Consider the following 22,356-nt stretch of genomic DNA (forward strand, 5'->3'; position numbering starts at 1 on the left):
ACATCTTCCGTGCCAAAGTGTATAAAACACAGAAAAACAGAACAATACAATCATTTTCGCCTAATTGTGCTTCACTTCAAAACTGTTTCAGATAGATTCACTTGATGTACGATTTCGGACAACCGTTCAGCATCCAACCAACCAGCACCCCACCCCTGCCCCTCCCCTAAAAGGGAGGGGAGATACATTTCTGGAATTGGCGGGTTAAAATAGATTCAGGTTTCTTCTACCCCATAATTCCACGAATCTGACGCCCCCTCCCTTTTAGGGGAGGGGCAGGGGTGGGGTGATCATCCGTTTACTACAAAGATGTCGCCACTCCGTGGCTGGAGGTAAATATGGTCATCGTTTACTACAAAGATGTCGCCACTCCGTGGCTAAACTCGTTACTCCTGACTCTCCTCTCTCTTCTCTCCTCTCATTCTTCTCAGGTGGCTTGCCACAAATCTCAGCTGGCCCCAGGTTACTTCATCGCCAAAAACTTCTTTTACAGGACCAAGCTGCAGGGTATCACGGCGGGCGAATTCACCGGCTATGCGTTCATTCAGATCGGGATCCACAAGTTCATCGATTGAAAGATTTCCTGCTTCAACCAGTTCGGCAAGGTGCCCTTCAATTGTGGTTACCGACATTTCCCTTAAAGTGGCTATGTCTGAAATGGTATTACCGCTTTTATACAATTCAAAGGTCACCTCCCTTGTCGGTTTTTTTTCAGGCTTCTTTTCTTTTTTCCTGTCAACGGGAATTTCTTTCGGCACCCACACTTTAGGTTCTATATGCTTTTGCTCGCAATAATTCCGGATGATTGTAATAATATCTTCACCGAACTGATCGATTTTCCTTTTTCCTAAACCTTTTATCCGGCTTAATTCATCAATTGTATGCGGCATAACAGTAGTAAGTGTGGCAATTGTTTTTGACGGCAGGATCATGTAAACCGGTAAACTGCTTTCTGCAGCCCTGGCATCTCTCCATTTCCTGATCCTGTTATAAAGTGCAGGATTCTCTTCAGCACCCGACGTATCGGAAATGCTCACAAACACCTTTGGCGGTTTGACCTTAGGTTCCGGAATGCTAAGGGTTGCTTTGGCCTTGGTTTCAAGATACGCTGAGATGGTAAAACCTTTAAGACACTTTTCAAGGCATGCCAGTTTTATGGAGGCTTCCTGGATTATTTTTCCATGTGCATCGGTCAGCGATTTCCTTACCGTCTTATTATCCGTTTCCAACCGCAAATCCTTGATCTCGGCAACGACTGAACTTAGTTTTTCTGAAAAGTATCCGCAGGCTTTGGAAATTCGTTCCTGCAGTTCCCGGTTAGCTGAAAGATCCGGGTTCCCTGATAACAAGCGACTAGTCTGCCGGCTGAATTTTTCAGAAACTTCAGACAGGTCAGTTTTAATCTGCGATATAATTTTTGTTGTAACCTGGGACGGCTGACCTACAAGGCTTTCAGCATGCTCATTGATGATCTTCTGGATATAATAAACCCCTCTTAAAACAGGAGTAAAATCAAACAGGTCTGCCAGCAGCATATTCTGGTACGTCCATTTTGATTGCGTGAGGATTCTTTCGTCCGGACTGTTCCTTGCGGCTTCTTTTACAAACCCTTTCACTGCCGGATCACTTATAATTCCGCTTTTTACAACCGGCGTACTCAGTACCAGGCCTTCAAGTGTCCGGCACCGGCTTAGTGCCACATAAACCTGGCCGTGAGCAAAAGCGGATTTTGCATCAATAATTGCCCTGTCGAATGTCAATCCCTGGCTTTTATGAATTGTAATGGCCCAGGCCAGCTTTAGGGGATATTGTGTGAACTTGCCAATCACAGTTTCCTGAATTTCCTTGGTATCCTCGTTAAGCGAGTATTTCATATTCTGCCATTCCGCCTTCTCGACAGCAATTGTGTTTTCTCCTTTGCATTTTACAAGAATCCGGTCATCATCGTATCCCTCAACCACACCAATCTTCCCGTTGAAGAACAGTTTATCCCTTGAAATATCATTTTTAACGAACATGACCTGGGCCCCCTTTTTCAGTACAAGTTCAGAAGCCGTAGGAAAGGCATATTCAGGAAATTCGGGTTCTATTTCCGCTTTAAATACAAGGGGTACCGAAGGAAGTTCATTAAGTTTTCGCTCGTTTATCGAGTCAGCCTGCGAATTATGAGTGGTGAGTGTAATATAACCGCTGCTGTCATCAGGCCTGAAATCGGGCTTATACCGGCTGTTAAGGATTTGCAGGGCGGAACCGTCCAATTGATTATCCCTTACCTTGTTCAGCAAGTCGATAAAATGCTGGTCGTGCTGCCTGTAAATATGCTTTAATTCAATTGTAACGTAATTTGTACTTTTCAGTGCCAGGCTGCTGAAGAAAAAGGCCGTGTCGTAATACTGCCTCAGCAATTCCCATTCTTCCTGTTTGGCTACCGGTGCAAGCTGCTGGATATCACCGATCATCAATAACTGTACTCCGCCAAAAGGGGAATTTTTATCCCTGTATCTTCTTAGAACCAAGTCAACTGCATCGAGCAAATCAGCCCGCACCATGCTGATTTCGTCAATAACTAGCAGGTCAAGACCCTTGATGATCCTTACTTTTTCACGGCTCATTTTGAAGGAGGACGATTCCTCAGGTGCCGGAGAAACAGGCTGATTCAGGTATTGCACAGGGACATGCGGATGAAATGGTAGCTGGAAAAAGGAATGGATTGTCACGCCGCCGGCATTGATTGCGGCAACACCGGTGGGCGCCAGAACAATCATGCGCTTTGGTGATTTCTTCCGGAGATTAATTAAAAATGTAGTTTTTCCGGTTCCTGCTTTTCCTGTGAGAAAGATATTACGGTTTGTAAATTCAAGAAAATCAGAAGCCAGCCGGAGGTCGGGATTAACGGGTTCCATTCTGCCTAAGGGTTTATATTCAAATATAATTCGAAATTTTAAAACAGAGAAATCGATTTAACTAATTCTTTGCCTGAATGCTCCGGGTGTCATATTCATCTTTTCTTTGAAAAGTTTTCCGAAATAAAATACCGAACAGAAGCCCAGGTTAAATGAGATTTCCTTGATGCTCAGATCGGTGTTGGCAAGAAGATAAGCCGCCTGTTTCATCCGAAGCGAAGTGTGGTATTGCATGGGCGACAGGCCCGTATAATTCTTGAATGCCTTGCGAAAAAGCGAATAGTTGATATTCAGGCCGGCTGCCAGCCGTTCTATATCAATATTTGAGGAAAGGTTATCCCGGATAACAAGGCATGCTTTCTGAATGGTCTTTTCAAGCTGATTATGATTGAAATCTTCATTTTTTTTAAGAGAAATGATCTGTCCCATAATATGAATCACAAGTCCTGAACAAATCTGGTGATATCCCGGTCGCTCGGATTTTACATGGTTGAATATCTCCTGGAAAATATTGATCACATTTTCATGAAAACCAATGTGTATAACCGATACTTCTCCCAGCAATGAGGCATTTATCATCGTTTCGGCAACAGGACCGCTAAAGCCAATGTAATGTTCAGTCCAGCCCGTCTCCTTTTGTGGTTTGTAGCGATGCCACTCATCGGGTTTAAGAAGGATTACAGATCCTTCCCTCACAGGAATGGCTCCGTCGCGGGATTCAAAAATGCCTTCTCCCTGTGTGATGTAATTGAGCTGGTATTCGTACAACACCCGTCCTTTTGACCAGTTGAAATGATATCCTGCAGGGTGGCCTGAGGGAGGATAGTTGCTTTGGGGATCCACCCTGGCAGAACCGGCCACTGTAAGATAGATTCCCCATTTCTGGTCATCGGGATTATGAGTCAGGTATTTAAAATTGCCTGTCATGTGTCATGCCATTTTGTATAAAGAATATGCCATATTATATATTGAAATAGCAAGGAATGAGTGATATATTTGGGATGACCCGGAGCCAATTTACTAATATTTTTCATATTATGAATTCCATATTGAGCATTCTTCTGATGGCCATTGGCAGCATATGTGCTGCCAGTTTTTATGTTCCCATTAAAAAGATCCGGGGATGGTCATGGGAATCCTACTGGCTTGTACAGGGCCTTTTCTCATGGCTTATAGTGCCAGTGCTTTTCGCCTGGTTAACTGTTCCTTCGGGCACACTGGGACAAATAGTTATATCAGTACCCGCATCGGCAAAAGGAATGGCTGTTTTTTACGGTGCATTGTGGGGCATCGGCGGGCTCACTTTCGGGTTGAGCATGCGGTACCTGGGCGTAGCGCTGGGACAGTCGATTGCCCTTGGTTTGTGTGCAGGTATCGGCACCCTGGTTCCCCCGCTGATTGCCGGTCAGAATTTGCTGAACGACCGGTCGGGTATCCTGATGCTGGCTGGTGTGGCCGTGAGTATTGCAGGCATTGCCGTTATTGGTTATGCGGCTGCTTTAAAGAACCGGAATTTGTCAGAGGAACAGAGAAAAGCTGCTGTAAAGGAATTCGCCTTGAAAAAGGGAATCCTCATAGCCATCCTGGCCGGTGTGATGAGTGCGTGTTTCAATTTCGGACTCACTGCCGGTGATCCCCTGAAACAGGCCGCCATTCAGGCTGGTGCAAATCCTTTGTTTGCCAAGAACCCCGTGATTATGTTTGTAACCTTCGGCGGACTTCTTACCAATCTGGTGTATTGTGTGTTCCTGAATATTAAAAACAGAACAGGCCGCGATTATTTTTCAGTTTCCGGTCCGGTCCTTCTCAACAATATTGTGTTTGCCCTAATCGGCGGCACTTTGTGGTATTTACAGTTCTTTTTCATGGGCATGGGTGAAAGCAAGCTTCCTGCCACTATGGTAGCCTTTGCCTGGAGTATCCTGATGTCGATGAATATCGCTTTCAGCAATATCTGGGGCATCATCCTTAAAGAATGGAAGGGTGCAGGAATTAAGACGATTGTCGTTCTGATTGCAGGAATATTGATATTGATTGCATCTACCTTTGTGATTAAGATTTGATGCTGGATATAGTCCCTAAGGTCCCTATAGTCTCTATCGTCACTAACAGAAACACTGAACAAGGAACACCGAATAATGATTTAAGAAGACCAAAATATGAAAAAACAAACCATTGAACAAGCCTACAGTCATGCCAAAGACCAATATGCTGAGCTGGGCATCAACACCGATGAGGCACTTAAAAAACTGGATGATATAAAGATCAGCCTTCACTGTTGGCAGACCGATGATGTGGGGGGATTTGAAACTCCTGACGCCGTTTTGGGCGGAGGCGGGATCCAGGCTACCGGCAACTATCCCGGAAAGGCCAGGACAATTTCCCAATTGCAGCAGGACATTGAGAAAGCGATGAGCCTGTTACCGGGTAAACAACGGTTGAACCTGCATGCGATCTACGGGGATTTCGGAGGACAGAGAGTAGACAGGGACCAGATCGAGGTAAAACATTTTCAGGGTTGGATCGACTGGGCAAAGAAACATACGGCGGGACTTGATTTCAATCCCACCTGTTTTTCGCACCCTTATGCCAATGATGGTTTTACCTTATCCAGTAAGAATGAGAAATACAGGAAGTTCTGGATTGAGCATGTGAAGCGTACACGGCAGATTGCCGCAGAAATGGGCAAACAACTTGGCACACCCGCTGTAAATAATATATGGATACCTGACGGCTCAAAGGATACCCCCGTGGACCGATATACCCATAGGGCATTGCTGAAGGATTCCCTCGATGAGATTTTTAAGACGGGGTATTCAAAACAATACCTTAAAGATGCCATCGAAAGTAAATTATTCGGCATTGGTTCTGAATCGATGGTTGTTGGTTCCGCTGAGTTTTACCTCGGATATGCCATCAAAAACAATAAGCTGATTTGTCTTGACAATGGCCATTATCATCCAACCGAGCAGGTGGGGGATAAGATATCATCTGTTCTTTTGTACATCGATGAATTGCTGCTTCATGTAACTCGCGGTGTGCGGTGGGACAGCGATCATGTGGTGATATACAACGATGAGATCCAGCTGATAGCCAATGAAATTGTTCGTTGCAAAGCCCTGAATCGTGTTAATATCGGGTTGGATTACTTCGATGCCAGTCTGAACCGCATTGGCGCCTACGTGGTGGGGACCCGCTCGGCACAACTGGCATTCCTCAACGCGTTGCTTGAACCATTTGAAATGCTCAGGAAATATGAAGAGGCCGGGCAGAATTTCGAACGCCTTGCCCTCCTTGAGATCATGAAAACCAAGCCCCTTGGTGCAGTTTACGATTACTACTGCCTCACCAGCAATGTTCCCGTGGCACAGGATTATATTGGTGAAATTCAGAAGTATGAGAGGGAGGAATTGAGTAAGAGGTGATGAATGCAAAAAGCTCGTCATTGCGAGGAGCTTGCGAAGCTTGCGACGAAGCAATCTGCAAGCACAGGCAAAACGATGATAGAACCACATCTGTTCCGAAAAACTGTCTTGGTAAGGCCTTTCTGGTTCGGGCAGATTGCTTCGTCGCATATACATCTTGCTATAATCAATTATGCCTTACGCTCCTCGCAATGACAGCTTTTCCTAACAGACTAACAGCCTAATGATCGCCATATTCGACATCGGCAAAACAAACAAAAAGCTTCTGCTTTTTGATGAGTCATTGAAACTTGTTTTGCAGGAAGAGCAGAAATTTCCTGAAACAAGGGATGAGGACGGGTTTGAATGCGATGATATCCGGTTGCTTGAAACATGGATGAAACAAAGCATTGAAAAGCTCATTAACAAAGGAGAATTCAAGATTAAAGCCCTTAATTTTTCAACCTATGGAGCCAGCCTGATGCACCTGGATGGTAATGGGAAGCCACTCACGCCGGTCTACAATTACCTGAAGCCAATGCCTGATGATGTACTCAATGGTTTTTATGAGAAATACGACGGAGTTGAAGAATTCAGCAGGAAAACAGCTTCCCCCGCACTGGGTATGCTGAATTCAGGCCTCCAAATCCTTTGGATTAAGAAAAAACGACCGGATATATTCAGAAGAATTCATTGCAGTCTCCATTTTCCGCAATACGTTAGTTATCTGTTTACCGGCAAAACCTCCTCGGAATACACTTCAATCGGATGCCATACTGCTATGTGGGATTTTGATTCAAACCAATATCACCGATGGCTTGCTGATGAAGGGATACGTGTTCCTGATCCGCTTGCCAATGATACGTTTTATCCGGTTGAATTCAACACTTGCCGGTCAAGCACTGGTATCGGCATACACGACAGTTCATCATCGCTGGTTCCTTACCTGAAAGCCATAAATGAACCCTTCATTCTGATCTCTACGGGCACCTGGTGTATTTTCATGAACCCTTTTAACCAGAAACCATTAACCGGGGAGCAACTGAGGAAAGATTCCCTTTGTTACATGAGCATTCATCAAAAGCAGGTAAAGTCATCACGGCTTTTCCTCGGGCACATTCATGATGTAAATGTGGAAAGACTGAATAAACATTTCGGTACTCATGAGAACTTTTACAAATCAGTAAAAACAAGTGAATTAAAGGTGTCGCGACTTTTGAATAAAAAAGAACGGTATTTTTTCCATAAAGGGGTTCCGGCTGACTATATAGACATTGCACCGCTCACGGGTTTTCTTACCTTTGACGACGCATACCATCAGTTGATGGCGGACCTGGTGGACCTGGCCATGGAATCGTTACATCTGGTAATTCCTTCCGATGATCAGCCCAAAAAGGTATTTATTACGGGTGGATTTGCAAGGAATGAATTGTTTACAAGGCTTGTAGCAGGCCGGTTGCCGGGTAAAAAGGTATTTACGTCAGAAGTGGATAATGCCACAGCGCTGGGTGCAGCGATAATTATGTATAAAGCTGCATTTGATAAAGAACTGCCGGAGATTGATCTGGGATTGAAAGAAATAGTCTGTTAGTCTGTAGTCTGTTAGTCTGTTAGAGGAGGAGACAGGGAGACAGGGAGATTGGGAGAGTGCGAGACAATGGGTGGTTTCCATAGGTCCCATAGGTCCCATAGGTCCCCGACCAACAGACCAACAGACTACAGACTAACAGACTACAGACTAACAGACTAAGAAATGAATTCAATATTACAGCCCGAACTCATGCATCCCCGCGATCAGATTGTGCTGATCATTGACAGGATTTACCGCCGGGGGATGACTACCACAACAGGCGGTAACATTTCAGTGATTGATGAAAACGGCGATATCTGGATTACTCCCTCAGCTGTGGACAAGGGCACGCTGAAGCCTTCGGATATTATGTGTGTAAGGAGAGACGGTACTATTACCGGTCGACATAAGCCATCCTCTGAATTCCCGTTTCACAGGGCTATTTACGGGATGCGCCCTGAATTGAAAGCCATTATCCATGCTCACCCGCCTGCACTGGTTTCTTTCAGCATAGTTCACCAGGTGCCGGATACCAATATTATCAGCCAGGCTAAGTACATTTGCGGTCCCATTGGGTACGCGCCTTATGAACTTCCCGGAAGCGAGATGCTGGGCCAAAAAATTGCCGATGAATTCATGAAAGGATTCAAGGCAATTATCATGGAGAACCATGGGACAGTTGTAGGCGGCGCTGACCTCATGGATGCATTCCAGCGGTTTGAGACCCTTGAATTTTGTGCACGGACCATCCTTTTTGGCAAGACGATTGGGGAACCTCATTACCTGGCAAATGACCAGATTGAGGAATTCGAAGCACAGGTTCCGGGTTTGTTGCCGGTTTTAGAAGAAGTTGACCATCCATCGGACGAACGGGAGAAGCGCACTGAAATTTGCCGGATCGTGCACAGGGCCTGCGACCAGGGATTGATGATCAGCTCCTACGGAACCGTTTCGGTTCGCTGGCGTGGAGATGATTTTCTGATCACACCGAGGGATGTACCGCGATGGGACCTTCAATTAAACGATATCGTTCAGATAAAAGACGGAAAAAGGGAATCCGGAAGAATTCCGAGTCGTGCCACCTGGCTGCACCAGGAAATATACAGACGCAATCCGGGTATTAATTCGATCATTCTCACACAACCGCCATACCTGATGGCTTTCAGTGTGACACGCTCCGAGCTTGATGTGCGGACAATTCCTGAAAGCTGGATATTCCTCCAGGATATCCCGATTTTGCCCTATGGAATTCATTTTAAAGGCAGGAATGAAATTCCGGAAATGCTTTCTGAAAGCACTCCTGCCATATTGGTTGAGAATGATTCGGTAATTGTAACCGGTGATAAATTACTACAGACATTCGACAGGCTTGAGGTAGCCGAGTTCAGTGCCAAATCGCTTGTGCTGGCAAAACCAATCGGTAAACTTATACCTATCAAAGATTACCAGGTAGAGGATTTAAGGAGAGTGTTTCTTAAAAAATAATTTAACCCGGATAATTTGTATTAACTTGCCAGTATTGGTTCCGATTAGTCATTTCACAAGAAGTACCCATGAGAATCTCAGCATTATTGTTCTTTTGTTTCACTGTTTTTGCCGCGTTGAACGCCCAATTACAGAACACACCATTTACAGCAGTATTAAACCCGAATGAGCAGGTAACCTATCACAACCCGATTATTCCGGGGTTCTATTCCGATCCAAGCGTGTGCAGGGTAGGGGACGATTATTATTTAATTACAAGTACTTTTGAATTTTTCCCGGGTGTTCCTGTTTTTCACAGCAAAGACCTGGTTAACTGGGAACAGATAGGTCATGTGCTCGACAGGCCAACCCAGCTGCCGAACGGAATTAATATTTTTGCCGCAACTATCCGGTATCATGAAGGCACATTTTATATGATCACCACCAATATCGCATACGGAGGTAACTTTTATGTAACGGCCACCAATCCGGCCGGCCCGTGGTCGGATCCGGTATGGATCAAGGCAGGAGGTATTGATCCTGACCTTTATTTTGATGATAACGGTAAAGTGTATGTCATTTCTTCAACATTTATACTGAATGAAATCGACATAAAAACAGGAAAGTTCCTGACAGAAGGACGGAAGATATGGAATGGCACAGGAGGGCGTTATGCCGAAGGACCTCATATTTACAAAAAAGACGGTTTTTATTACCTGATGGCTGCTGAAGGCGGCACCGAGGAGGCACATTCAGAGACCATAGCAAGAAGCAAAGATATCTGGGGCCCTTATAATTCATTTGAAGCAAATCCTATACTTACCCATGTTACCGCGGCTGCACAGGGAAATCCGATCCAGGGTACCGGTCATGCCGATATCATCCAGGCTCATGATGGTTCATGGTGGATGGTATTTCACGGCTATCGTTCCAACGGCGACGGCACCCATCATGTGCTGGGCAGGGAAACCTGTCTTGCGCCCGTAACATGGCCAAAGAACGGCTGGCCGGTAATAAACGGCAATGGTACGGTCACTCCTGAAATGACTTGTTCCACCCTGCATTTGAAACCTTTTGCCGTTCCTCCGGCCAGGATTGATTTTGACAATAAACAATTACCTCAGGAATGGAATTACATCAGGTATCCCGAAGCATCAAATTATTCATTAACTACCCGCGCCGGGTTCTTAAGGCTTGTGGGTTCTGAACAGACGATCGAAGACGGAAAATCACCCACATTTGTTGGCAGAAGACTTCAGCATCATTATTTTTCCGCCACGGCACAGGTTGAATTCAATCCGGGAAAATCCGATGAAGAGGCCGGTCTGACCCTACTCAATAACGGCGCCCATTTTGATCTGCTCATCAGGCAATCGAAAGGCAAACGCGTGGCTTTCTGCAGGCTGCGATTCGGAAACGTTATTTATGAGTCGAAAGAAACAACCTTAAAACCGGGTCCGGTAAAGCTTAAGATAAAGGGTGAAAAAACCAAATTTACATTCCTTGTAGCGCAGGATAATACGCCTTTCACCGAAATTCAATCAGTTCCCTCCAGGTACCTTAGCTCTGAAACGGTGGGTTGGTTCACGGGTGTATATGTCGGTTTATATTCCACGGGTAACGGCAGAAAGTCTTCCGCACCGGCCGATTACGACTGGTTCGAATACGCCGAAGATAAACCTGTCAAACAATAATACTATATTTGAATTAAAATACTGCATTTCTATGAAGGTCGTCAATTTTAATTTCCTGCCGCACTTAGGGACGCGATTCATCGCGTCCGTAACCGTATTGTTTGTTTTTTCCTCTTTGATTTTCAGTCAGCAACCCGCAACCTTTAATTATAATAAGGTAACCGTTATAACTACAGCCGATAAATCGGATCTGCGTTTGTCTGAAAACGGAACCTTGTCATTCTATGAAATGAATCAGCCAAAAGAAACCGAACTGGTAATATTTGTGGATCCCGGTCATTCGTTCCAGACTATCACCGGCATTGGCGGTGCATTAACGGATGCCTCGGCTGAAACATTTGCAAAACTTCCTCAGCAAGCGCAACAGGAACTGCTCACCGCATATTATGACCCGCAGAAAGGCATCGGATACACGCTCGGGCGCACGAATATAAACAGCTGCGATTTCTCAAGCGATTCTTATACTTATGTCGCCGACAATGATGCGGAACTGAAGACATTTGACCTTGCCCACGATAAAAAATTTAAAGTTCCTCTCATACAGGATGCAATAAAAGCCGCCGGCGGGAAACTCACCATGTTTGTCAGTCCATGGAGTCCCCCCGCATGGATGAAGACAAACAACAACATGCTGAAAGGCGGTGAACTGAAGCCTGAATTCATGCAAAGCTGGGCCAATTACTATGTGAAATTTATTAAATCTTATGAGGCTCTCGGCATCCCTGTATGGGGATTAAGCGTTCAGAATGAACCCATGGCTACCCAGACATGGGAATCATGCATCTATACAGCCGAACAGGAACGCGATTTCATTAAAAACTTCCTTGGGCCCACCCTTCAGAAAAACGGTCTTGGCGATAAAAAACTGATAGCATGGGATCATAACCGTGACCTGGTTTATCAGCGGGCCAGCACAATCCTTGACGATAAGGATGCGGCAAAATATGTATGGGGTATCGGATTCCATTGGTATGAAACGTGGACCGGCGCCGACATGAATTTTCAGAACGTAAAGCTGGTTACCGATGTATATCCCGCTATAAACGTGTTGTTCACTGAAGGATGTGTTGAAAAGTTCGATCTTTCGAAGGTACACGATTGGTGGCTCGGTGAGCGTTACGGGAAGTCGATGCTGAATGATTTCAACTCAGGAGCTGTGGCGTGGACCGACTGGAATATCCTTTTGGATGAAAAGGGAGGACCGAATCACGCGGGTAATTTCTGTTTCGCACCTGTACACGCTGACCTGGCAACCGGTAAGCTGATTTACACGAACATTTACTATTACCTGGGTCATTTTTCAAAATTCGTAAAGCCGGGTGCAAAAAGAATTGCCTGTTCGTCAAGCCGTGATCTGCTGCCATCAGTTGCCTTTCAGAACACCGACGGAAGCCTGGCCGTAATTGTGTTGAATACTTCGGATGACAGTCAGAAATACAATGTATGGATTGCAGGAAAGGCTGCAGAAACCGTTGCCATGCCCCATTCCATTTCAACACTGATCATACGCTGATTTCGTTACCAGGGTTTGTCTTCAGATTAATCCCTGATTAAAGGGTTTATTTCCGCCATTGACCTCAATTGGTCGACGACACGAATGCGGATTCCTTTTTTATTTAAATTTATGGAAATAAAGCATTTTGCAGTTTCATTTTACTGCCTTTATAATACTTTAACCATTTACAAACCTTTTAAAACGGATTAATATGGACAATGAAAAATCAGGTAAAGGTGATTCCGGAAATCCTCTGTCAAGGCGGAATTTTCTGAGAACCACAACAGCAGCTACGGCGGCGTTTACCATTATCCCAAGTTTTGCCATGGGTAAAAAACTGGGTCATGTGGCTCCCAGCGATACCTTGAATGTAGCCCTTATTGGTGCAGGTAACCAGGGATCAGGTGATATATCAAGTATCTGTAAAGCTGAAGTGGAAGGGCCTGCCAATCCGTTTGGAATGGCTTCGGCTCCGGGGACCGAAAAACTGGTGGCTGTTTGCGATGTCGACTGGGGATACAGTCCCGTTCAGTCGACTTTCACAAAGTTTCCGGGAGCCAAAAAGTATAAAGACTGGAGGTTGATGTTTGATGAGATGGGCAAGTCGATTGATGCCGTTGTGGTTGCAACTGCCGACCATAATCACGCCAATCCTACGGCAACAGCCATTACCCTCGGAAAACATGTGTATACCGAAAAACCTCTTACACACACCATATATGAATCAAGACTGCTGACAAAACTGGCTAAAAAGTACGGCGTAGCCACACAGATGGGTAACCAGGGTTCATCAGGAGATGGTGTTCGTAAGGCTTGCGCATGGGCATGGGCCGGTGAAATCGGTGAAGTACGTAAAGTGGATGTATGGTCAGCCCGTCCGATATGGCCGCAGGGACTTGATACTCCGACTGTTGAAATGAAGGTTCCAAGTACACTCGATTGGAAGTTGTGGTTAGGACATATGCCTTACAGGGCCTACAATAACGCATACCATCCATGGAACTTCCGTGGATGGTGGGATTTTGGTACAGGTGCTTTCGGAGATATGGCCTGCCATAACATGCATCCTGTCTTCAAGGTTCTGCAACTGGGCTATCCGGTAAAAGTCCAGGGACAATCAACAACCCTGAAGAAAGATGCCTGCCCTCATGCACAAATTGTAAAAATGATATTCCCGGCACGTCCGAATCTGCCTAAAATGGCAATGCCTGAAGTTGAAGTTACCTGGTATGACGGTGGTTTCCATGCCATGATCCCGGATGTGCTTCCTGAAGGAAAAACCTGGCAGGGTGAAGGTTGTGCCATCTACGGAACAAAGGATACCCTTATTCTCGGAAGCCATGGTATGGATCCATACCTGTTATCAGGCCGTGTTCCGAATTCACCCGAAGTACTCAGGGTAATTCCTGATAATAACCATTACCTCGATTGGGTGGCAGCCTGCAAGAATCCTGATTTACGCGACAAAACCGCATCACATTTCGGCGAGGCCGGTCCTTTCAACGAAATCGTGCTTATGGGTGTCCTGGCAGTCCGCCTGCAGAAACTGGGAAGAATCCTTGAATGGGACGGCCCGAATATGCAGTTTACCAATGTGAGTGCTAATGATAAAGTTTCCATCTGGTCAGAAATGTTCGACATGATGAAAATGATGGCTGCAGCCAATGCCGCTGCTAAGAATGCAGGTGGTGCTAAAAACCAGCCACCGGCTGCTATGCCTGGAATGCCCGGATTTGCCGATCCGAGTGAAGTGAATGCAAGAGAATTTGTATCCGGTTTAATAAAACACAATTATCTGAACGGGTTCAAATTACCCGATATGCCCGCTTAGTCTTTTTGAAGTGAGTGATTTTAGTCCTCTACCGGCATCTTGCTTAGCAATTTGCCGGTAGTCTTTATTTAGAAATACCGGGAATGATTCATTATTTTTACGGGCTATGGAAAACGTAAGGGGTTTGTTGTTCAGGTACCGCATCTGGTGGCACGTCATCTTCTGGATCGTATGGTATTTCTTTTATATTATTACATACAGCCAGGGTGAACCGTTTGAGAAAACGCAGTTTATTTATAATCTCTACCTGCTGCCCGTAAGAATGGCAGCCACTTATTCTTTAATTTACTGGATCCTTCCGAAATTCCTTTTTACCAAGAAATACCTGATTTTCTTCATCATCACCATTATACACGGAATCGTTTTCGGACTGGCTGTAACGTATACTCTTGCTTATGCATCCAAATCTCCGGTGGTGGAAATGGTTCCGTATATCCGTCCGCTTGTTTTAAATTACCAGATTCCTGCAACAGCAGTGGCTATTTACATGTTCAAACGCTGGTATCTGATCCAGCAAATTACGTTGAACCTTCAGAATGAAAAACTCGAGTCGGAACTTAAACTGTTGAAATCCCAGATCCATCCTCATTTTCTTTTCAACACGCTGAATAACCTTTATGCGCTAACTTTAAAAAAATCGGATAAGGCGCCCGATATGGTCATTCAGCTTTCGAATCTTCTCGAATACAGTCTTTACAGCGGAAAAGAACCGGAGGTTGAACTTCATGAAGAAATAAAGCAGCTTTGTGGTTATATCGATCTGGAAAAACTGCGATACGGCAAGAGGCTTGATATTAAGACTCAAATCCCCGAAAGCACCGATGGTCTCATGATCGCTCCGCTTTTGCTGCTTCCTTTTGTTGAGAACAGCTTTAAGCATGGCGCCAGCAATGATATTGAATCCCCGTTCATTCACATTAAAATGGATGTGAAAAACGAAAAACTTTTTTTCAATGTCACAAACTCATATCAGCCCGTTGTCGGGAAGCCTGAAAACTATAAAGAAGGTATAGGGCTGAATAATGTGAGGCGGAGGCTTGAATTGCTTTATCCGGGTAAGCATAAGCTTGAAATTACAAAAGGAGAAAATGTTTTTGAAGTACATTTGATCATGGATCTGCGGCACGATATTTTAAAAAATGAAAAATGAAGTATCTGTGTGTGATAATAGATGATGAGCCTTTAGCCATTGAAGTGATCAAGACTCACCTCGAAAAGCTGGGTCTTTTTGAAATTGCAGGTGAGTTCAGCAGTGCTGTTGAAGCCTTTCAGATTCTTTCTTCGCGAAAGATCGACCTGATGTTTCTGGACATCCAGATGCCCGGAATTAAAGGAACTGATTTTCTGAAGAGTCTGAACAATCCGCCCAGGGTGATACTTACAACAGCTTACAGGGAATATGCTTTTGAAGGATACGAGCTTAATGTGGTGGATTACCTGTTGAAGCCGATTTCTTACGAGCGGTTTATCAAGGCAGTGGATAAGTTTCTGGGCCTGGCTGAAAGAGGCACTCTGGCTGCACAGTCTCCTGAAGAAGAGCGGTTTATTTACATTAATATAAACAAGAAAGTTCATAAAATACTGATCGCGGATATCCTCTTCGTTGAGAGTGTTAAGGATTACCTTTATATACACACAGTTTCAGGCAAGATTATTGCCAAACATACCATCTCATCTTTTGAACCGTTACTGCCCCGGAATGAATTTATCCGGATTCATCGTTCGTTTATAGTTTCTGTAAAAAGAATAAAAAGCTTCAACGCGCACAGCATCGATATAGGAACACAGGAGCTGCCGATAGGTCCGAACTACCAGGCCCAGGTGTTCGATAAATTGAAATATCCGCAATTCAGGTCGAAAGATATTTAATCGATGCAAGGGAATTCTTTATGCTGTTTTACCTCGTATATGTCGACCAGGGTAGGCACACTCTGAAGGAATAATTAGTTTTGTTTAAATCGTAAATGAACTTAAAAACAACATTTTATGAAGAAAATTTTATATGCCGGTGTGACAGCAGCTTTGGGACTGTTTCTCACAAATGCGGCTTTTTGCGGAGCACCCGGTGACGGTAAACAGCTGGGTATAGCTACCTATTCAGTAAAAGGACTTGAAACCGATATTGAAGGCACATTCAAAGCACTGGCTGAGGATGGTTATAAAGTAATGGAAATATCAAATTATGATGCCAATTCAGGAAAAGTGGCCGGTACCTATTCACCGGCTGATTATGCTGCACTGGCTTCAAAATACGGGTTGAAGATTTTATCAAGCCATGTCCGCGCAAAATTTGATGTGAAGGATGTTCCGGGTTCACTCGCAGCCTGGGGTAAGGCCTTTGACGATCATAAAATTATGGGCGCGGAATATGTAATACTCCCCATGAATATGTGGTCAGGCAATTTTGAAGGACTTAAGGCTGAGTGCGACCTGATGAATAAGATAGGGGAGGAAGCCAATAAAAGGGGTATTCATTTCGGATATCACAACCATCACATGGAATTCGCCACAGTTGCCGGAACTGATCAGCTTTATGAAGATTTTCTCCTCCAGAATACTGACCCTTCAAAAGTGATTTTCCAACTCGATGTATATTGGATCACACAAGGCGGACAGGATCCGGTTGCCTACCTGAAGAAATATCCGAAGAGGTTCCAGTTGCTCCATATTAAAGATGATTATGTGGTTGGAGCAAGCGGCAAAATCAATTATGATGCGATTTTCACACAGTTCTACAAAAATGGCATGAAAAACTGGTTTGTTGAAATCGAAGACAAGATGACGCCTGAACAAAGGGAACAGTCGATGGCCATGATGAATGCCATGAAGGACATCCAGGCAAAAGGCGGATCAATGGAAGATTTCATGAAGGAAATGATGAAGAACAGGCCTGCAGGCAGTCCCCCTCCGGGTTTCGGTCCCCAGGATCCCGCAGTAATGGCTCAAAAGTTGAAAGACTCCCTTGAAGCTATAAAAGAGAGCGCTGATTACCTGAAGAATTCGAAATTTGTGAAATAGGACAATTCAATTGAATACCATTTGTAGAGACGCACGGCCGTGCGTCTCTACGTGTTTCTGCGAAAACCAATGCCATTTTGTATAAAAGAAAATCCAGTTTATACATTGACGATGCTTGTTATGAATTATATATTTATTGAAGATTCCGACTGTTTGGTCCGGGCAACTGGATAAGTACTGCCTGTGCCGGCAGATTGCTTCACCCCGCAGGAAACGGGGTTCGCAATGACGAACTTTGATAAACCTCAAACACATTAAACATCATCACCTATGAAAATCCGTAAATACTGGCTACTCGCATTTGTGATTTCACTGATCCTGGTGCAATGTAAAAACGATTCAAAACTCAGCTCCGACCTCGAGGCCGGTTTTAAGAACCCTCCTGCTTCAGCACATCCAAGGGTATGGTGGCACTGGATGAACGGAAATATTACAAAAAAAGGTATAAAAGCCGACCTGGAATGGATGCACAGGGTTGGTATTGCAGGTTTCCAGAATTTCGACGCTGCACTGTCCACACCCCAGATTGTTGATAAAAGATTAGTATACATGACCCCTGAGTGGAAGGATGCGTTTTTGTATACAACAAAACTGGCAGATTCACTTGGCCTTGAAATGGCAATTGCAGGTTCACCGGGCTGGAGCGAGAGCGGCGGGCCCTGGGTGAAACCGGAACAGGCTATGAAAAAGCTGGTTTGGACTGAAACACCTGTTGCCGGAGGTAAGGCTTTTTCAGGGAAACTCCCGCAGCCACCCTCAACAACGGGTACATATCAGAATATACCGCTCAGGGGCTATGAGGGAGCTGACAGCAGTATCCCGGAATTCTATAAAGATGCTGCAGTAATTGCAATTAAATTGCCTGTTACAGAAGTTACAATGGCAAGCCTGAACCCGAAAGTGACATCGAGTGGGGGTAAATTCACCCTGGCCATGTTAACGGACGGAGATCTGAAAAACAGTGTGTACCTGCCACCGGCAAAAGTCGGCGAAAAAGCATGGGTGCAGTTTGAATTTTCGCAGCCACAAACCATGAAGGCTCTTACCATTATGGGCGGAGGCTATGCCGGCATGTGGGGCAGGGGAGCCGACCCGGATAACAGGGCTCTTGAAGCAAGCGATGATGGTAAAACATTCAGGAAAGTAACCGATATTCCAATAAGTGGTATTGAAGAAAAAACAATCACTTTTAATCCAACGACGGCAAGGTATTTCAGATTCGTTTTTCCTACTGTCAAAATACCGCCAATGGATTTCTACGGGTTTGAAATGAGTGACGGCGGAGTGAAAGGCACTAACATCGCAGAATTGGAATTATATACAGTTCCGAAAGTTAACCGGTCGCAGGAAAAATCGGCGTATGCTACGGCTTATGACCTTTATTATGCCCTCACGCCGGCTGCAAAAGAGAATGAGGTGATTGCAGAAGCGGATGTGACCATCTTAACCGATAAAATGAAGGCGGATGGAACCCTTGATTGGACTCCTCCTGAAGGCAACTGGGCAGTTCTCAGATTTGGATATTCACTTACAGGGCACATGAATGGTCCTGCTTCGGCTGAAGCAACCGGACTTGAAGTAGACAAGCTCAGCGCACAGCATGTTACCGATTATTTCAATAATTATCTTGATCAGTATAAGGATGCAACCGACGGATTGATGGGGTCAAGGGGATTACAGTATGTAATAACCGACAGTTGGGAAGCCGGTGTACAGAACTGGACTGACAGTATGCCCTCTGATTTTAAAAAGCTGAGAGGTTATGATCTGTATACATGGCTTCCTGTTTTGGCCGGACATATAGTGAAAAGTGCCGAAGCAAGCGAACGGTTTTTATGGGATTTCAGGAAGACAGTCGGAGATCTGACGACAAAGAATCATTACGATTTACTTACTGATATATTGAAACAAAGGGGAATGGGCCGTTATACCGAATCACATGAGGGAGGAAGAGCGTTCATAGGAGACGGAATGGAAGTGAAACGGAATGCTGCCATACCGATGAGTGCTACATGGACCCCGGGCCTTGAGGAGAACGCCGAAGTATCCACCGGATACAAGGCGGATGTGAGGGAATCGGCTTCTGTAGCTCATATTTTCGGCCAGAATATAGTTGCCGCAGAATCTATGACTGCCATAGGAACTGCATGGGCCTGGTCGCCGGCAACACTGAAACCCACTGCAGATATGGAACTGTCAAATGGATTGAACCGTTTTGTAATCCATACTTCAGTGCATCAGCCTGTAGATGATAAAATACCGGGCCTTGGCCTCGGGCCTTTCGGCCAGTGGTTTACACGTCACGAAACCTGGGCTGAGCAGGCAAAATCATGGATTGATTACCTTTCACGCAGCTGCTTCATGCTTCAGCAGGGAAAATTTGTTGCCGATCTGGCTTATTATTATGGCGAAGACAATAATATTACTGCATTATATGCGAATAAACTTCCAGCAATTCCCGAAGGATATAATTACAATTTTGTGAACAGCGATGTGGTGCTAAATAAGCTTCAGGTGAAAAAGGGAATGATTGTAACCGCAACAGGAATGGAATATAAAATGCTTGTGCTTGATTCGAATGCCATTTACATGACATTGCCTGTACTTAAAAAGATAGGGGATATGGTTAACGCCGGTGCTGTTATTGCCGGTCCGAAACCGGTGGCAAGTCCCAGCTTGAGCGATGATGAAAAGGAATTTAAGATTCTTGCCGATGAACTTTGGGCTGGAGGTAATGGTATTAATTCCTATGGCAAAGGTAAGGTCATCGGTGGTTCAACCATTAGGCAGGCAAGCGATGAAATGAAAATACAGGCAGATTTTGCTTATACAAAGCCTGAACCGGATACCCGACTGCTATTTGTACACAGAAAAACCGGCAATATCGATATTTACTGGGTTAACAACCGGAAAAACAGGGTTGAAGACATTGAAGGCATTTTCAGGGTAATGGGAAAAGAAGCCGAAATATGGCACCCTGAAACAGGCGCCACAGAACCTGCCGGTTATTCTATAGCCAATGGAGTGACAAAAGTTCCCATTCATCTGCAGCCGAATGATGCTGTATTTATTGTTTTCCGTGCCAAAGCAAAAGAAAATTCACGGGAGCTTCCAAAGTCGACCGAAACCACACTGGCTATTCTTAATGGACCCTGGCAGGTTGCTTTTCAACCTAACCTCGGTGCGCCTGAAAATGCCAAATTCGACAGTCTGACCCTGTGGAATAAAAGCACTGACTCCGGAATAAAGTATTTTTCAGGCACTGCAATCTACTCCCAGACATTTACAGCTCCGGCTACCGAAGGCGGATCACAAATCTGGCTTGATCTCGGTAAAGTCAACAACCTTGCCGAGGTTATCTTAAATGGTAACTCGCTTGGTGTGGTCTGGAAAGTTCCTTTTCGGGTAAACATTACGGATGCAATTAAAACAGGTGATAACCAGCTGGAGGTAAAAGTCACCAATCTGTGGGTAAACAGGCTCATTGGTGATCAGCAACCGGATGCCAAAATAAAGTTTACCTACACCACGATGCCTTTTTACCGTGCCGATTCACCGCTTATGCCATCCGGAATGGCCGGCCCGGTAACCCTGGTATCAGTGAAATAGTAACCAGCTCAATAGCCCCGGCCTTAAGGCTGGGGCTAATACTATTGATAAATTAAGTATATTGCAATACCAAACAACAATATCATGAGAAAGAAAACTTTTTTTGCCTTTATACTTTTAGCCGTAGGCTTTACCGGATTATTTGCCCAGCAGAAATTTGCTGTTATTATGGATAAGCCGGTGAACGGCACAGTTAAAATTACGCCTGAACTTCCGGCTGATGGCAAATATCCTTCCGGTACTGTTGTTACAGTTAAGGCGATTCCCGATCCGGGATTTGTTCTTGATGCCGTATATTATACAATTCCGGGCATATGGGGCCAGATGTATCATGAATCGCAAACGGACGGGTTTAAAATAACGATTGACCAGGAAAAGCATCTCGGAGCTTCTTTCATTGAAAAAAATGCATACCCCGATATTAACATCACCCATAATGTGGTGTACGCCAAACCGGGGATCAAGGCGCTTAAATATGATGTCTATTCTCCGAAAGGCGCAAAGAACCTGCCTGTCATCATTATTATTCATGGAGGGGGCTGGATGGCCAATGATGAGGATATCATGAGGGGAATGGCAAAGGAACTGACAAAAGACGGAAAATTTGTTGTATTCAGTATCGATTACAGGTGGGTGGATAAAGGTGACGGAGATGCACAGGGCAATACTACCGCCAACCTGATAGAGGATGTTTTCGGCGCTATAGCCCATATAATGGAACATGCCGCTGAATATGGCGGAGATGCTTCGAGAATTGCGCTTACAGGCGACAGTGCAGGCGGGCATCTTTCAGCTGCTGCTGCCAATATGCCAAATAAAATCGGAAGCGGCGGGTTTGGAAAAACGGCCGGTGTATTCGAATTCATGCCTGTTTATATTCCGAAGAACAAAACATTGGATCAGCTGAGGTCTGAAATGATGAAATCAATCAAAGCTGCAGCACCGAGCTACGGTGTTTTTGGCGGCAACCTGCTGAATCCCCATGATCCGGCTGCTACCGATAAATCATGGTCAGAAGCCATTGCACCCCTAAGCAATATACCCAATGCTTCCGAAAGGCAGGTTCCGCAATACCTGATCCGCGGCACAATGGACGGACTCATTACCGACGCCGAAGTGAAGAAGTATGTGGATGCCCTTGTGAAAGCCGGGCAGCGTGTTGAATATGTCCAGGTTGGCGGTGCAGGCCATGCCTTCTTCGACTGGAAGCCCGATGAAACAACAAAGGCCACATTTAAGAAGTACGGGGTATACTACATTGCTGAAATGAAAGCATTTTTCGAGTCTGTTTTGTACTAGGCTGCAATGATCATATCGTCATTGCGATGACCGGTTCCTACGGTCAGAAGCAATCTGCCTGCACAGGCA

General features: G+C 45.0%; 14 protein-coding genes. 12 read left to right on the forward strand and 2 right to left on the reverse strand.

The genetic code is table 11. The features are described 5' to 3' along the window. Nucleotides 1-386: 386 nt before the first annotated feature. Together VK179_10310 and VK179_10315 are read right to left on the reverse strand one after the other, a co-directional pair. Complete coding sequence (locus VK179_10310) at nucleotides 387-2,903, reverse strand: helix-turn-helix domain-containing protein (GenBank protein ID HLO59125.1); 2,517 nt, start codon at nucleotides 2,901-2,903, stop codon at nucleotides 387-389. Between the two features lie 57 nt (nucleotides 2,904-2,960). Continuing rightward, nucleotides 2,961-3,830: an AraC family transcriptional regulator gene (locus tag VK179_10315; GenBank protein ID HLO59126.1), complete on the reverse strand. Its 870-nt coding sequence runs from the start codon at nucleotides 3,828-3,830 to the stop codon at nucleotides 2,961-2,963. Between the two features lie 110 nt (nucleotides 3,831-3,940). Here VK179_10315 and rhaT point away from each other — a divergent pair, with 110 nt between their 5' ends. The 12 genes from rhaT to VK179_10375 all read left to right on the forward strand — a co-directional run bounded on the left by rhaT (nucleotide 3,941) and on the right by VK179_10375 (nucleotide 22,287). Further along, the gene (gene rhaT / locus VK179_10320; GenBank protein HLO59127.1) at nucleotides 3,941-4,966 is read left to right on the forward strand and encodes an L-rhamnose/proton symporter RhaT; all 1,026 of its coding nucleotides are present in this window, start codon (nucleotides 3,941-3,943) and stop codon (nucleotides 4,964-4,966) included. A 96-nt stretch (nucleotides 4,967-5,062) separates the two neighbouring features. Then, a complete protein-coding gene (locus VK179_10325) occupies nucleotides 5,063-6,328 on the forward strand; it encodes an L-rhamnose isomerase (protein HLO59128.1) in 1,266 nt (421 codons plus the stop codon). Between the two features lie 223 nt (nucleotides 6,329-6,551). Continuing rightward, nucleotides 6,552-7,898, forward strand: a complete 1,347-nt coding sequence (locus VK179_10330) for an FGGY family carbohydrate kinase (GenBank protein ID HLO59129.1) — start codon at nucleotides 6,552-6,554, stop codon at nucleotides 7,896-7,898. Between the two features lie 162 nt (nucleotides 7,899-8,060). Next, on the forward strand, nucleotides 8,061-9,362 hold the full coding sequence (locus VK179_10335; GenBank protein HLO59130.1) for a class II aldolase/adducin family protein: 1,302 nt from the start codon (nucleotides 8,061-8,063) through the stop codon (nucleotides 9,360-9,362). A 68-nt stretch (nucleotides 9,363-9,430) separates the two neighbouring features. Beyond that, nucleotides 9,431-11,035, forward strand: coding sequence for a glycoside hydrolase family 43 protein (locus VK179_10340; protein ID HLO59131.1), 1,605 nt, complete (start codon nucleotides 9,431-9,433; stop codon nucleotides 11,033-11,035). 31 nt (nucleotides 11,036-11,066) lie between these two features. Further along, a complete protein-coding gene (locus VK179_10345) occupies nucleotides 11,067-12,548 on the forward strand; it encodes a glycoside hydrolase family 30 protein (protein HLO59132.1) in 1,482 nt (493 codons plus the stop codon). Between the two features lie 193 nt (nucleotides 12,549-12,741). Next, complete coding sequence (locus VK179_10350) at nucleotides 12,742-14,361, forward strand: Gfo/Idh/MocA family oxidoreductase (GenBank protein ID HLO59133.1); 1,620 nt, start codon at nucleotides 12,742-12,744, stop codon at nucleotides 14,359-14,361. Between the two features lie 106 nt (nucleotides 14,362-14,467). After that, the gene (locus tag VK179_10355) at nucleotides 14,468-15,511 is read left to right on the forward strand and encodes a histidine kinase (GenBank protein HLO59134.1); all 1,044 of its coding nucleotides are present in this window, start codon (nucleotides 14,468-14,470) and stop codon (nucleotides 15,509-15,511) included. Next, nucleotides 15,508-16,230 carry a LytTR family DNA-binding domain-containing protein gene (locus tag VK179_10360; protein ID HLO59135.1) on the forward strand — a complete coding sequence of 241 codons (723 nt, stop codon included), beginning with the start codon at nucleotides 15,508-15,510 and terminating at the stop codon, nucleotides 16,228-16,230. The genes VK179_10355 and VK179_10360 overlap by 4 nt, the downstream gene beginning before the upstream one ends. A 117-nt stretch (nucleotides 16,231-16,347) precedes the next feature. After that, nucleotides 16,348-17,379, forward strand: a complete 1,032-nt coding sequence (locus VK179_10365; GenBank protein HLO59136.1) for a sugar phosphate isomerase/epimerase — start codon at nucleotides 16,348-16,350, stop codon at nucleotides 17,377-17,379. A gap of 270 nt (nucleotides 17,380-17,649) precedes the next feature. Next, nucleotides 17,650-20,988 carry a glycosyl hydrolase gene (locus tag VK179_10370; GenBank protein ID HLO59137.1) on the forward strand — a complete coding sequence of 1,113 codons (3,339 nt, stop codon included), beginning with the start codon at nucleotides 17,650-17,652 and terminating at the stop codon, nucleotides 20,986-20,988. Nucleotides 20,989-21,072: 84 nt separating this feature from the next. Further along, the gene (locus tag VK179_10375) at nucleotides 21,073-22,287 is read left to right on the forward strand and encodes an alpha/beta hydrolase (protein HLO59138.1); all 1,215 of its coding nucleotides are present in this window, start codon (nucleotides 21,073-21,075) and stop codon (nucleotides 22,285-22,287) included. The last annotated feature ends 69 nt before the right edge of the window (nucleotides 22,288-22,356 follow it).

The sequence above is a fragment of the Bacteroidales bacterium genome, from assembly GCA_035299085.1.
Classification (GTDB): domain Bacteria; phylum Bacteroidota; class Bacteroidia; order Bacteroidales; family UBA10428; genus UBA5072.